Origin of the sequence: Bradyrhizobium sp. 2TAF36 (assembly GCF_052114925.1) — a bacterium.
Taxonomy (GTDB): Bacteria; Pseudomonadota; Alphaproteobacteria; order Rhizobiales; family Xanthobacteraceae; genus Bradyrhizobium; species Bradyrhizobium barranii.
Genome location: NZ_JBFRFR010000050.1, coordinates 52641 through 66128 on the forward strand (window position 1 = coordinate 52641; position 13488 = coordinate 66128).

The following is a 13488-nucleotide window of genomic DNA, read 5'->3' on the forward strand; positions in this document are numbered from 1 at the left end:
GATCAATTCTCATCGGCTGCCGGGAGAGTGAAGCGGAATGTCGCGCCGCCCGATGGGTTGCTCTCGGCCCACATGCGTCCGCCGTGAGCCTCGATGATCGAGCGGCTGATGGACAGTCCCACGCCCATGCCGGTTTCCTTGGTGGTAAAGAAGGTCTGGAACAGGTTGGGAATGACGTCGCCCTGAAATCCGGAGCCGGTGTCGGACACTTCGACCTCGATCATGTCGTCATCGACGCGGGTGTTGGCGACGACGAGCTCGCGCTGCGGCGACTGCGCCATCGCTTCCAGCGCGTTGCGGAACAGATTGACCAGCACCTGCTGGATCTGCACGCGGTCGGCGAGCACGAGATCGGCGTCGGGATCGAGGCTGAAGCGGAGCTGCACGTTCTGCTCGCGCGCGCCGGCAAGCCCGAGCGCGCCGGCCTCCTCGATCAGCTTGGACAGGCTCTCGACCCGCTTCTCGGACTCGCCGCGGGAGACGAAGTCGCGCAGGCGGCGGATGATCTGGCCGGCGCGCAAGGCCTGCTCCGCGGCGCGATCCATCGCACTTTCGATCTTCGGCGTGTTGGGGTCGGTGCTGCCGGCCAGCAGCCGCCGCGATCCCTTCATGTAATTGCTGATCGCCGCCAGCGGCTGGTTGATCTCGTGGGCCAGCGCCGAGGCCATCTCGCCCATCGCGGTCAGCCGCGAGACGTGGACGAGCTCGGACTGCAATTCCTGGAGCCGCGCCTGGGTCTGCTGGTGCTCGGTGAGGTCGCGGACGAAGCCGGTGAAATAGGGCTCGCCGCCGGACTGCATCTCGCCGATCGACAGGTGCATCGGAAAGGTCGTGCCGTCGCGGCGCTTGCCGGTCACGATGCGGCCGATGCCGATGATGTGCGGATCGTTCGTGCTGCGATAGCGCGCGATGTAGCTGTCGTGGCGGGTGCGGTCGGGCTCCGGCATCAGGATGCTGACGTTCTGGCCGATCGCCTCCTGCTCGGACCAGCCGAACAGGCGCTCGGCGGCGGTGCTGAACAGTTGCATGATGCCGCGACCGTCGATGACGATCATGGCGTCGGGAATGGTGTGAAGGATCGAGCGGAGGTGGGTCTCACGCGTGCGCAGGGCTTCCTCGACCTGCTTCTCCTCGTCGATATCGAGGAAGATGCCGCTGAGATGGCGAGCGACGCCGGATTCGTCTCGGATCAAGCCGGCGCGGGCCCTGATCCATTTGCCGCGGCCGGAATTGGCGGAAATCCTGAAGGAGACGTCGAAACCGCCGCCATGCTCGGAGACCTGCTTGATCGCGTTCTCGATGCGCGCGCGGTCACCGGGCTCGAGGCGCGACAGGAAGAGGTCGTAGCTTGCCGGCTGGCCCCGCTCGATACCGAGCAGCGTCCTCGCGGTTTCCGACCACTCCAGCTCGCGCGTCGTGAGGTCGAGATCCCAGGTGCCGACGCCGAATCCCTCGATCCGGACCCGGAAATGCTCGCCGCGACTGTCGTCTGGCGGATGCGTTACGCGGGTCGGCGACAATCGATGACTCCCATCTTCGCGCGGCGGGCGTGGTGCCGCGAACATGACCGCAATTTCGCCCATGGACCGGCCCGAGGCAAGTTCGGATGTCTGATTCCATTGGCGGATTTCCCGCAAGGTCGCGCCCGGCGATTTGATCTACCTCATCCTGCCCCGTCACGGCGAGGCTAGATTTCGCGCCAGTTCATAGCTGTGCGGAGAATCCCAATGACTTACGCGACCGTGATGGTCAGCCTGGCGCTCGATCAGTCCAACGAGGCGCGCCTTCAGGTCGCGGGCGAGCTCGCCGAGCGATTCGAGGCGGCCATTATCGGGGTTGCCGCAGGGCAGTTCGCGCCGCCGCTCTATTTCACCGACGGCGCTGAAGCCCAGAGCCTGATCGATCAGGAGGAAGCCTCGATCAGGAAGCGCCTTGCCGATCTGGAGGCGCAATTCCGCGCCGCCACCAAGGCGCGCGGCGGCCGCGTGGAGTGGCGCGGCGCGATGGATTTTCCGGCGCGATTCGTGCTGGCGCAGGCACGATGTGCCGACATCATCGTCAGCGGCGGCCACAGCCCGGCCTTCTCCGACGCGTTCGCGCTCGCGAGCCCCAAGGACCTGGTGATGCAGGCCGGCCGCCCGCTTCTCGTCGTTCCCGATAAGGTCAACTGGCTCGACCTGCGCAGCGTGCTGGTGGCGTGGAAGGACACGCCGGAGGCGCGGCGCGCGGTGGCGGATGCGCTGCCGATGCTGCGCAAGGCGAGGGACGTCACCATCGTCGAAATCCCGGAGCGCGATGACGACCGTTCGGCGGTGATGGCCGGCGTCACCGACGTTGCCGCCTGGCTCGCCCGTCACGGCGTTACCGCGAGCGCACGCGTCTCGGAGGCCGTGCGGAACGCAACCGCTGCCGCGCAGTTGGAGCAGGTCGCCGGCGACCTTGGGGCCGGCCTGATCGTGGCGGGCGCTTATGGTCATTCGCGCTTTCGCGAGCTGATCCTCGGCGGCGTCACCGAATATCTGGTCACCCAATCCGCCCGCAGCGTGCTGCTGTCGCACTGACGGCCGCCCGGCCCAAAAGCTAATCGAGGAGGACGCGCCGTGTACAAATTTCTTGAAGAGACCGTCGACAGCTACATGACGCGCAACGTCACGACGGTGCGGCGCGACCACGACCTGCTCGCGCTCAGCGAGATGTTCGAGCGTGATGATTTCAATTCCTATCCGGTCGAGGACGACGGGCAGGTGGTCGGCATCGTTACCAAGTTCGACATCCTGAAGTGTTTCGCGTTCTCGCCGAGCCAGATGCTGCCGCACTATCGCGACCTGATGAGCCGCAGGATCGGCGACGTCATGACGCCCGAGTTCATCTATGTCAGCCCCGACACGCGGCTGACGCGCGTGCTCCAGATCATGGTCGAGCACCGCATCAGGAGCATCATCGTGCTCGACGGCGCCGAGAAGCTGGTCGGAATCATCGCCCGCGAGGACGTCATCAAGGCGCTCAAGGCGACGGCGCAGGAGTGACTTCTTCCTTCTCCCCTCATGTCCGCCGAAGCCTTGGCGAAGGCGGATGTGGGAGAAGGTGGCGCGAAGCGCCGGATGAGGGGTTCTCTCCACCGAAAGACTCTCCGTGCGGAGCCAACCCCTCACCCAAGTGAGTGCGCGGCACCGTCCTCGCTGCCCTCTCCCACAAGGGGAGAGGGCACTTCAACTGACGGGCGCCGCGTCACTCACCCGAATAGAAATCCACCTGTCTTGATTTCAATCAATTCGCCGCGAGGTCGAATGTGGTTTCTGGCGGCGTGTTCTTTCAGAGAGAATCCGCATGAGCCAGCCCTCCATCTCCAAATCCATGACCATCGGTGAAAGCGGCCTGGCTATCGTGTTCGCAGTCACCGCCTTCCTTTGCGTGATCGCCTCAGCCAAGGCGCTCGATTCGGCCTTTGCCTTCCATGCCGCGCTCAGCGCAGCGGCGAGCTTGGCTGTGGTCTTTGGCATCATCAACCGCTACTTCGATCGTCCGGCGGCGCTGCCGCCGACGGAGATCAACGGCCGCCCCAACTACAATATGGGTCCGATCAAGTTCACCGCCGTCATGGCGATGTTCTGGGGCATTGCCGGCTTCCTCGTCGGCCTCATCATCGCCTCGCAGCTGGCGTGGCCCGCACTGAACTTCGATCTGCCCTGGACCAGCTTCGGCCGGCTTCGTCCGCTGCACACCTCCGCGGTGATCTTCGCCTTCGGCGGCAACGTGCTGATCGGCACGTCGCTCTATGTCGTGCAGAAGTCCTGCCGGGTGCGCCTTGCGGGCGACCTCGCGCCATGGTTCGTCGTGATCGGCTACAATTTCTTCATCCTGATCGCCGGCACCGGTTATCTGCTCGGTGTCACCCAGTCGAAGGAATATGCCGAGCCGGAATGGTATGCCGACCTCTGGCTCACCATCGTCTGGGTCGCCTATCTGCTGGTCTTCCTTGCCACGATCATCAAGCGCAAGGAGCCGCACATCTTCGTCGCGAACTGGTTCTATCTCGCCTTCATCGTGACGATCGCGGTCCTGCATCTCGGCAACAATCCCGCGCTCCCCGTCTCGGTGTTCGGCTCGAAATCCTATGTCGCCTGGGGCGGCATCCAGGACGCCATGTTCCAGTGGTGGTACGGCCACAACGCAGTCGGCTTCTTCCTGACCGCCGGCTTCCTCGCCATCATGTACTACTTCATCCCGAAGCGCGCGGAGCGGCCGATCTATTCCTACCGGCTGTCGATCATCCACTTCTGGGCGCTGATCTTCCTCTACATCTGGGCCGGCCCGCACCATTTGCACTACACGGCGCTGCCTGACTGGACGCAGACGCTCGGCATGACCTTCTCGATCATGCTGTGGATGCCCTCCTGGGGCGGCATGATCAACGGCCTGATGACGCTGTCGGGCGCCTGGGACAAGCTGCGCACCGATCCCGTGCTGCGCATGCTCGTCGTCTCCGTCGCCTTCTACGGCATGTCGACCTTCGAAGGCCCGATGATGTCGATCAAGGTGGTCAACTCGCTCAGCCACTACACCGACTGGACCATCGGCCACGTGCATTCCGGCGCGCTCGGCTGGGTCGGCTTCGTCTCGTTCGGTGCGCTGTACTGCCTGGTGCCGTGGGTGTGGAATCGCAAGGGCCTCTACAGTCTGAAGCTCGTCAACTGGCACTTCTGGATCGCCACCCTCGGCATCGTCCTCTACATCTCGGCGATGTGGGTGTCCGGCATCCTGCAGGGCCTGATGTGGCGCGCCTACACCTCGCTCGGCTTCCTCGAATATTCCTTCATCGAGAGCGTCGAGGCGATGCATCCCTTCTACATCATCCGCGCCGCCGGCGGCGGCCTGTTCCTGATCGGGGCGCTGATCATGGCCTACAATCTCTGGATGACCGTTCGCGTCGGCGAAGTGGAAGTCCAGATGCCCGTCGCGCTTCAGCCGGCGGAATGAGGAGCCTTCCATGTCGTTCTGGACACGCCATCAAATCTTCGAAAAGAACTCGATCGTCCTGATCGTCGGCATCTTGCTGGTGATCGCGATCGGCGGTCTCGTCGAGATCACTCCGCTGTTCTACCTCAAGAGCACGATCGAGGCGGTCGACGGCGTCAGGCCCTACACGCCGCTGGAGCTTGCGGGCCGCAACGTCTATGTCCGCGAAGGCTGCTATCTCTGCCATTCGCAGATGATCCGCCCGCTGCGCGACGAGGTCGAGCGCTACGGCCACTTCTCGCTCGCCGCCGAGAGCATGTACGACCACCCGTTCCAGTGGGGCTCGAAGCGTACCGGTCCGGACCTCGCCCGCGTCGGCGCCAAATATTCCGACGACTGGCACGTCACCCATCTGACCAACCCGCGCGCGATCGTGCCGCAGTCGGTGATGCCGGGCTATCCGTTCCTGAGCCAGACCGAGGTCGATCCCGATACGATCGCCGACCACATGAAGACGCTCAAGGCCATCGGCACGCCCTACACCGACGACCAGATCGCGAACGCAGGCGCCGATCTGAAGGCCCAGGCCGATCCCGACAATGCCGGCTCCGACGCCTTCGGCAAGCGCTACGCCAAGGCCGTCGTGCGCAATTTCGACGGCAAGGCCGGCACGCCGACCGAGATGGACGCGCTGATCGCGTACCTGCAGATGCTCGGCACGCTGGTCGACTTCAAGCTCTACAACGAGAAAGCCAATCTTCGCTGAGAAGGCATCACCGATGAAAGCCATCCTGACACTCGACAATCTCGCGTCTGGTCTGGTGACCACGATCTGGACGCCGGTGTTCGTCGCGATCTTTCTCGCGATCATCGCCTACGCATTATGGCCCCGCAACAAGGCCGCTTTCGACGAAGCGGCGCGCCTGCCGTTGCGGGAGGAGTAAGAGATCATGACCGACCATCATAGCGACATCGATTCCGTCACCGGCAAGTCCACGACCGGACATGAGTGGGACGGCATCAAGGAGCTCAACACGCCGCTGCCGCGCTGGTGGGTGATCTCATTCTACCTCACCATCGTCTGGGCGATCGGCTACTGGATCGTCTATCCGGCCTGGCCGCTGATCTCCAGCAATACCACGGGCCTGTTCGGCTATTCCTCGCGTGCCGACGTCGCGGTCGAGCTCGCCAACCTCGAGAAGGTCCGGGGTGACAAGATGGCGGCGCTGGGCGCCGCTTCGCTCGCCGACATCGAGAAGGACCCGGCCTTGCTGGCGCTTGCGCGGGCCAAGGGCAAGACCGTGTTCGGCGACAATTGCGCGCCATGCCACGGCTCCGGCGGCGCCGGCGCAAAGGGCTTTCCGAATCTCAACGACGACGACTGGCTGTGGGGCGGCACGCTCGACCAGATCATGCAGACCATCCAGTTCGGCGCGCGTTCCGGCCATGCCAAGGCGCATGAGGGCCAGATGCTCGCCTTCGGCAAGGACGGCGTGCTGAAGGGCGACGAGATCGTCACGGTCGCCAATTACGTGCGGTCGCTGTCGGGCCTCTCGACCCGCAAGGGCTTTGATGCTGCCAAGGGCGAGAAGATCTTTGCGGAGAATTGCGTCGCCTGCCACGGTGACGGCGGCAAGGGCAACCCGGAGATGGGCGCCCCGAACCTGACCGACAAGATCTGGCTCTACGGCTCGGACGAAGCGAGCCTGGTCGAGACCATCAGCCTGGGCCGCGCCGGTGTGATGCCGGCCTGGGAAGGGCGGCTCGATCCCGCCACCATCAAGGCGATGGCGGTCTACGTCCACTCGCTGGGCGGTGGAAAATAGCCTGCTCGCGACATGCGGGGGCGAACATAAAGTGCCCCCGCTTGAGCTGGATCAACTGACGCGCTCGCGTCGGGTCTAGGTTTAATCGCACCTTTTCGAGAAGCTTCTTGGCGATGAACAAGACCGTGAACCCGAACGACCTCACATCGAACGATGACAACGGGCCGCTCTACGTAGCCCAGAAGAAGGTGTATCCCCAGAGCGTCTCCGGTACGTTCCGCCGGATCAAATGGGGCCTGATGGCGTTCTGCCTCGGCGTCTACTACTTCCTCCCGTTCGTGCGCTGGAATCGCGGCATCGGTGCTCCCAGCCAGGCGGTGCTGATCGATCTTCCCAACAGCCGCTTCTACTTCTTCTTCATCGAGCTGTGGCCGCAGGAGATCTACTACTTCACCGGCCTGCTGATCGTCGCCGCGGTGGCGCTGTTCCTGATGAACTCGGTCGGTGGCCGCATCTGGTGCGGCTATCTCTGTCCGCAGACGGTGTGGACCGATCTGTTCTACGCGGTCGAGCGGCTGGTCGAGGGCGACCGGCGCGAGCGGATGAAGAAGGACAAGTCGTCCGATCCGATGAAGCTGGAGCGCATCTCCGAGATCGTGCTCAAGCATTCGATCTGGCTCCTGATCGCCTGGTGGACCGGCGGCGCCTGGGTGCTCTATTTCAACGACGCGCCGACGCTGGTGAAGGAGCTCGTCACGTTCCAGGCGCCGATGATCGCCTATATCTGGATCGGCATCCTGACCGCGACGACCTACGTCCTGGCCGGCTTCATGCGCGAGCAGGTCTGCACCTATATGTGCCCGTGGCCGCGCATCCAGGCCGCGCTCACCGACGAATGGGCGCTCAACGTCACCTATCGCTACGACCGCGGCGAGAAGCGCACTTCGGTGAAGAAGGCGATCGAGCTGCGCGCGCTCGGCGAACACGTCGGCGACTGCGTCGACTGCTATCAATGCGTCGCGGTCTGCCCGACCGGCATCGACATCCGCAACGGGCCGCAGCTCGAATGCATCCAGTGCGGGCTCTGCATCGACGCCTGCGACAACGTGATGACCAAGATCGGCCGGCCGAAGCGGCTGATCGGCTACGACAACGACATCAACATCCAGCGCCGCCAGGAAGGCAAGGCGCCGCTCTACCGCATCGTCCGGGCCCGCACCGTCGCCTACAGCGCGATCATCGCGGCGGTTGGCGGCATCATGATCTACACGCTCGCGACCCGCAGCCTGCTCGACGTCAACGTGCTGCACGACCGCAACCCGGTCGCGGTCAGGCTCAGCGATGGCTCGATCCGCAATGCCTATACGGTGCGGCTCTTGAACAAGAGCGGCTATGACCGCGTCATCGCGATCGACGCGAACGGTCCGGCCAACCTGACCACGCACGTCGTCGGCATTGATTCCGTGACGCCGGATAGGCCGATGATCGTGATCCCGCGCGACTCCACCAGCGAGCTGCGCCTGCTGGTCACTGCGCCGGCGGAGAGCAATCCGGAAAAGTCGGTTCCCGTTCGCTTCCACGTCACCGACATCGGGCTCGGTGAGGTCGCCACCGCCACCGACAACTTCGTCTCGCCCTAGGATCAGGAGACTGCCATGGCCACCAAGCCGCTGACCGGAACAAAAGTGTTCCTGATGCTGGTCGCCTTCTTCGGGCTCGTGATCGGCGTGAACGTGACCATGATGAAGCTCGCGATCGCGACGCTGCCCGGCACCGACGTCGACAGCCCCTATGCCGCGGGCCTCACCTATGACCGCGAGATCTCGGCAGCACAGGACCAGGCCGCGCGCAACTGGAAGGTCAACGCCCATATCGAGCGCCGCGCCGATGGCGCTGCCTCGCTTCAGGTCGAGGCGCGCGATGCGAGCGGCCAGCCGATGAGCGGGTTGAAATTCGGCGGACGCCTGGAGCGGCCGACCGACAAGCGCGCCGATCTCGCAGTCGAGCTGTCGGAAGCCGGCATCGGCATCTATCGCGGCAATGCCGCGTCGGTTGCGCCGGGCCAGTGGGATCTCGTGATCGAAGGCGCGGCGCGGGGAACACGCGTGTTCATGTCGCGCAACCGCGTGATCCTGAACTGAGGGAATTCGTCATGCAGGTCACGCGGGATTTTTCGCATTACGTCCGGGCCGCGGGCGAGGGTATCAAGCACATCGATCTCGCGGTCGAGGGCGTTCACTGCGCTGGCTGCATGGCCAAGATCGAGCGCGGACTGTCGGCCATCCCCGACGTCACGCTGGCGCGCGTGAACCTCACCGACCGCCGCGTCGCGCTGGAATGGAAGCAGGGCACGCTCGACCCGGCCCGCTTCATCGATCGGCTGGAAGAGCTCGGCTACAAGGCCTATCCTTACGAGACCGAGAGCGCGGAAGCGACGGAAGTGGCGGAATCCCGCTTCCTGCTGCGCTGCCTCGGCGTCGCCGCGTTCGCCACCATGAACGTGATGATGCTGTCGATCCCGGTCTGGTCCGGCAACGTCTCCGACATGCTGCCGGAGCAGCGCGATTTCTTCCACTGGCTGTCGGCGCTGATCGCGCTGCCGGCGGCAGCCTATGCCGGCCAGCCGTTCTTCCGCTCGGCCTGGCGCGCGCTGTCGGCCAAGACCACCAACATGGACGTGCCGATCTCGATCGGGGTGTGCCTTGCGCTCGGCATGTCCGTGGTCGAGACCATCCATCACGCCGAGCACGCCTATTTCGACGCGGCGATCATGCTGCTCACGTTTCTTTTGGTCGGCCGCGTCCTCGACCAGAACATGCGGCGGCGGACCCGCGCGGTCGCCGGCAATCTCGCCGCGCTGAAGGCGGAGACCGCGGCCAAGTTCGTCGGGCCCGACGAGATTTCGCAGGTGCCGGTCGCGGCGATCCATCCCGGCGACATCGTGCTGCTCCGGCCCGGCGAGCGTTGCGCCGTCGACGGCACCGTGATCGAGGGGCGTTCCGAGATCGACCAGAGCCTGATCACCGGCGAGACGCTGTATGTCACGGCGGAGCAGGGCACGGCGGTCTATGCGGGCTCCATGAACATCTCCGRCACGCTGCGGGTGCGGGTCTCGGCTGCGTCGGAGGCGACGCTGCTCGCCGAGATCACGCGGCTGCTCGACAACGCGCTGCAGGCACGCTCGCGCTACATGCGGCTCGCAGATCGCGCCTCGCGGCTCTACGCGCCAGTCGTGCATGCGACCGCGCTGATCACCATTTTGGGCTGGGTCATCGCGGGCGCCGGCTGGCACGATGCGATCGTGACCGGCGTGGCCGTGCTGATCATCACCTGTCCCTGCGCGCTCGGGCTCGCGATCCCGACCGTGCAGACGGTGGCCTCGGGCGCGATGTTCAAAGCTGGCGTGCTGCTCAATTCCGGCGACGCCATCGAGCGGCTCGCCGAGGCCGACCACGTCATCTTCGACAAGACCGGCACGCTGACGCTGCCCGATCTCGAAGTGATGAACGCGGCCGATATTCCCGCCGACATTTTTGCACTTGCCGGGCGGCTCGCGCTGTCGAGCCACCATCCCGTTGCCGCCGCCGTCGCGCAGGCCGCCGGTGCAAGGTCGCCGATCGTTGGCGCGGTCGAGGAGGCCGGGCAGGGCGTGCGCGCTGTGGTGGACGGTGTCGAGCTTCGCCTTGGCCGTCCGTTATTCTGCGGCGCCGAAGCGCTGGTCGGCAGCGCCACGCTCGATCCCGAGGCCTCTATCGTGGCTTTCAGCAAAGGGACTGAAAAGTTCATCCTCTCGGTGCGCCAGGGCCTGCGGCCGGACGCGCAGGCCGTGATCGCGGCGCTGAAGGCGCGCAATATCGGCATCGAGATTCTCTCCGGCGACCGCGAGCCCGCGGTGATCGCGGCGGCCCATGCGCTGGGCATCGCCGAATGGCGCGCCGGTGTCACGCCGGCCGACAAGATCGCACGGATCGAGGAACTGAAGCGGCGCGGCGCAAAAGTGCTGATGGTCGGCGACGGCATGAACGACGCGCCGTCGCTGGCGGCGGCCCATGTCTCGATGTCGCCGATCTCGGCCGCGCATCTCAGCCAGGCGACCGCCGATCTCGTCTTCCTCGGCCGGCCGCTGGCGCCTGTCGTCGCCGCGATCGACTCCGCGCGCAAGGCGCTGCATCTGATGCGGCAGAACCTCTGGCTGGCGATCGGCTATAACGTTCTCGCAGTTCCGGTCGCGATCAGCGGCGTGGTGACGCCCCTGATCGCGGCGGCGGCCATGAGCGGATCCTCGATCCTGGTGATGCTGAATTCGTTGCGCGCGCGCGGAGCTGCGCGGGAGATCGTGTGATGGAAATCCTGGTCATCCTGGTGCCGCTGGCGCTGATGCTCGGCGGTGCGGGTCTCGTCGCCTTCCTCTGGTCGCTGCGGAGCGGCCAATATGACGATCTCGACGGCGCGGCGTGGCGGGCTATCGCCGACGACGAGCCGCCGCAGGACGCCCCGGTCAAGCGTTAACGCTCCGTTGGTTCCGCGCTGCCCTTTTCGGACATGGTCGCTGGACGGCCGGCGGTCGCCGGGCGTAACAATGCCGGAAGATTTTGCGTAGAAGCGACGGGGCAGGCTCTCCGGAGCAGGAGCGTGACGAGCATGCAGAAAAATGTCGGAGTGTGCGGGCCTAACGATCTGCCGGGACAGGTCGTGCTGGTGCTGCAAGGCGGCGGTGCGCTCGGCTCCTATCAGGCGGGCGTCTATCAGGCCCTGCACGAGGCCGGGATCGAGCCGGACTGGGTCATCGGCACCTCGATCGGCGCCATCAACGGGAGCCTGATCGCCGGTAATGCGCCGGAAAACAGGCTCGCGCGCCTGAAGGAGTTCTGGAAGCGGATGGAGCAGAATCCGGTCTGGGCTCTGGGCGGCGCCTTTCCCGACTTCAGCGAGAAGCTCGCCTATTTGTCGACTGTCACCAACGGCATTCCCGGCTTCTTCCGGCCCACCCCGCTGGCGCATGCGGGAGATTCCTTTCCGCTCGGCGCCGATCATGCCGGCTTCTATTCGACTGCACCGCTGGAGAAGACGCTGAGCGAGCTGGTCGATTTCGATCTGGCCAATCGCTGCGCGCCGCGACTGACGGTCGGTGCGGCTCATGTCGGCACCAGCGAAATGCGCTATTTCGACAGCCGCGACGGCGAGCTGACGGTGAAGCATGTCATGGCTTCGGGCGCGCTGCCGCCCGCGTTCCCGGCGGTGCGGATCGATGGCGAGCTGTATTGGGACGGCGGCATCCTGTCGAACACGCCGACGGAGGCCGTATTCGACGACAACCCACGCAGGGATTCGCTGATCTTCTCCGTGCATCTATGGAATCCCGTCGGCGCCGAGCCGATCACGATGGCGGAGGTCTTGAACCGCCACAAGGACGTGCAGTACTCCAGCCGCATCGCGAGCCAGATCGTGCGGCAGCAGCAGGCCCATCGCCTGCGCCATGTCATCAACCAGCTTGCCGCGCGGTTGCCCGAGACCGAGCGCAACGATCCCGCGGTGAGGGAGTTGGTGAGCTACGGCTGTCTGACCCGCATGCATGTGGTGCGACTGCTGGCGCCCCAGCTCGATCGCGAAACCCATACCAAGGATATCGACTTCAGTCCGTCAGGCATTACGCGGCGCTGGCATGCTGGCTATGTTCACACGAAATCAGTGCTCGCGCGAAAGCCGTGGATCGGCGAATTCGATCCGCTCGCCGGCGTGGTGCTGCACGAGCATATGGACGAGATGCCGATGGCGGCGGAGTAGGGCCGCGTCCGCTTTCATCGAATTGCCACAGGCCCTGCGGATTGTCGGTCGTCGTCCGCTTTTGAGAGGCCTTGCAGTTGGTATCCGGGAACGATCTGGAATTGGCCCTCGATCAGGTCCGCGCTGACGCGGCGGGACCGGTTGCGGGCGTGTTCGGCCCTGACACGGTGACCTGGCAGATCGACCGGGAGGCCGTCATCTTTCTTGGCGCCGGCCGTGCGCTGTTGTTGCAGCTGGCGCATCCCTGGGTCGCTGCCGCCATCGCGGAGCATTCGCGGACCCTTGCCGATCCGATCGGTCRCTTCCATCGTACCTTCGACATTGTCTTTGCGATGGTGTTCGGCTCGCTCGACCGGGCGCAGTTGTCGTCCCGGCAATTGCATCGGCGCCACAGCATGATCGTCGGCGCGATGCCCGAGGCCGTCGGTCCGTTCGCGGCAGGCTCGCGCTACTGCGCCAATGACATTCCRTCGCTGCGCTGGGTTCATGCGACGCTGGTCGAGACCGCGGTGATGGCACATGACCTGGTCCTTCCGCCGCTCTCGGCGGAGGAGCGCGAGCGCTACTGGAGCGAGAGCCGGATGTTCGGCGCCTTGTTCGGATTGACGGCCGACGATTTGCCCGCGGACTGGTCCGGCTTTGCGGCCTACACCGCGGCGATGGCGCAGTCGGATACGCTGACCGTCAGCCCGGCGGCGCGCGAGATCGCCGCGCAGATCCTTGGCGGCGCCCGTCCGTGGTTGCGACCACCGCGATGGTATCGCGCGCTCACGGCGAGCTTGTTGCCGGAGCGCCTGCGAGCGGGCTTCGGGTTTGAATTCGACGAGCGCGACAAGCGGGCAGCCGACAATGCGCTGAGATGGATCAGGCGCGTCTATCCCAAACTGCCAGACCGGCTGCGCTATGTCGGTCCCTACCAGGAAGCGCAGGCGCGGCTGCGGGGCGAGCCGCAGCCCGACTGGATGACCCGGTGTCTCAATCG

General features: G+C 65.1%; 13 protein-coding genes. 12 read left to right on the forward strand and 1 reads right to left on the reverse strand.

Annotated features, from left to right (window positions below; translation table 11 throughout):
• Window positions 1-2: 2 nt before the first annotated feature.
• Entirely contained in the window at window positions 3-1520 is a 1518-nt protein-coding gene (gene fixL, locus AB4Z51_RS27300) for a sensor protein FixL (RefSeq protein WP_085404554.1), read from the reverse strand.
• Window positions 1521-1727: 207 nt separating this feature from the next.
• Here fixL and AB4Z51_RS27305 point away from each other — a divergent pair, with 207 nt between their 5' ends.
• The 12 genes from AB4Z51_RS27305 to AB4Z51_RS27360 all read left to right on the forward strand — a co-directional run.
• Entirely contained in the window at window positions 1728-2561 is an 834-nt protein-coding gene (locus AB4Z51_RS27305; protein ID WP_085404462.1) for a universal stress protein, read from the forward strand.
• 39 nt (window positions 2562-2600) lie between these two features.
• Window positions 2601-3026, forward strand: a complete 426-nt coding sequence (locus AB4Z51_RS27310; RefSeq protein ID WP_085404461.1) for a CBS domain-containing protein — start codon at window positions 2601-2603, stop codon at window positions 3024-3026.
• Window positions 3027-3327: 301 nt separating this feature from the next.
• Window positions 3328-4977 carry a cytochrome-c oxidase, cbb3-type subunit I gene (gene ccoN, locus AB4Z51_RS27315; RefSeq protein ID WP_085404460.1) on the forward strand — a complete coding sequence of 550 codons (1650 nt, stop codon included), beginning with the start codon at window positions 3328-3330 and terminating at the stop codon, window positions 4975-4977.
• Between the two features lie 10 nt (window positions 4978-4987).
• Window positions 4988-5722 carry a cytochrome-c oxidase, cbb3-type subunit II gene (gene ccoO / locus AB4Z51_RS27320; protein WP_014497065.1) on the forward strand — a complete coding sequence of 245 codons (735 nt, stop codon included), beginning with the start codon at window positions 4988-4990 and terminating at the stop codon, window positions 5720-5722.
• Window positions 5723-5735: 13 nt separating this feature from the next.
• Window positions 5736-5900 (forward strand): CcoQ/FixQ family Cbb3-type cytochrome c oxidase assembly chaperone, encoded by a 165-nt coding sequence (locus tag AB4Z51_RS27325; RefSeq protein WP_014497064.1) that lies wholly within the window; start codon window positions 5736-5738, stop codon window positions 5898-5900.
• A 6-nt stretch (window positions 5901-5906) separates the two neighbouring features.
• Entirely contained in the window at window positions 5907-6782 is an 876-nt protein-coding gene (gene ccoP / locus AB4Z51_RS27330; RefSeq protein ID WP_085404458.1) for a cytochrome-c oxidase, cbb3-type subunit III, read from the forward strand.
• Window positions 6783-6895: 113 nt separating this feature from the next.
• Window positions 6896-8362 (forward strand): cytochrome c oxidase accessory protein CcoG, encoded by a 1467-nt coding sequence (gene ccoG / locus AB4Z51_RS27335; protein WP_085404457.1) that lies wholly within the window; start codon window positions 6896-6898, stop codon window positions 8360-8362.
• Window positions 8363-8377: 15 nt separating this feature from the next.
• Window positions 8378-8863, forward strand: a complete 486-nt coding sequence (locus AB4Z51_RS27340; RefSeq protein WP_085404456.1) for a FixH family protein — start codon at window positions 8378-8380, stop codon at window positions 8861-8863.
• A gap of 11 nt (window positions 8864-8874) precedes the next feature.
• Window positions 8875-11064: a cation-translocating P-type ATPase gene (locus AB4Z51_RS27345; protein ID WP_441498360.1), complete on the forward strand. Its 2190-nt coding sequence runs from the start codon at window positions 8875-8877 to the stop codon at window positions 11062-11064.
• Window positions 11064-11231 (forward strand): cbb3-type cytochrome oxidase assembly protein CcoS, encoded by a 168-nt coding sequence (ccoS, locus tag AB4Z51_RS27350; RefSeq protein WP_014497059.1) that lies wholly within the window; start codon window positions 11064-11066, stop codon window positions 11229-11231. The genes AB4Z51_RS27345 and ccoS overlap by 1 nt, the downstream gene beginning before the upstream one ends.
• A 132-nt stretch (window positions 11232-11363) precedes the next feature.
• Window positions 11364-12506 (forward strand): patatin-like phospholipase family protein, encoded by a 1143-nt coding sequence (locus AB4Z51_RS27355; RefSeq protein WP_441498361.1) that lies wholly within the window; start codon window positions 11364-11366, stop codon window positions 12504-12506.
• A 77-nt stretch (window positions 12507-12583) separates the two neighbouring features.
• Window positions 12584-13488 (forward strand): oxygenase MpaB family protein (locus AB4Z51_RS27360; RefSeq protein WP_441498362.1); only part of this gene is annotated, 905 nt, incomplete at its 3' end.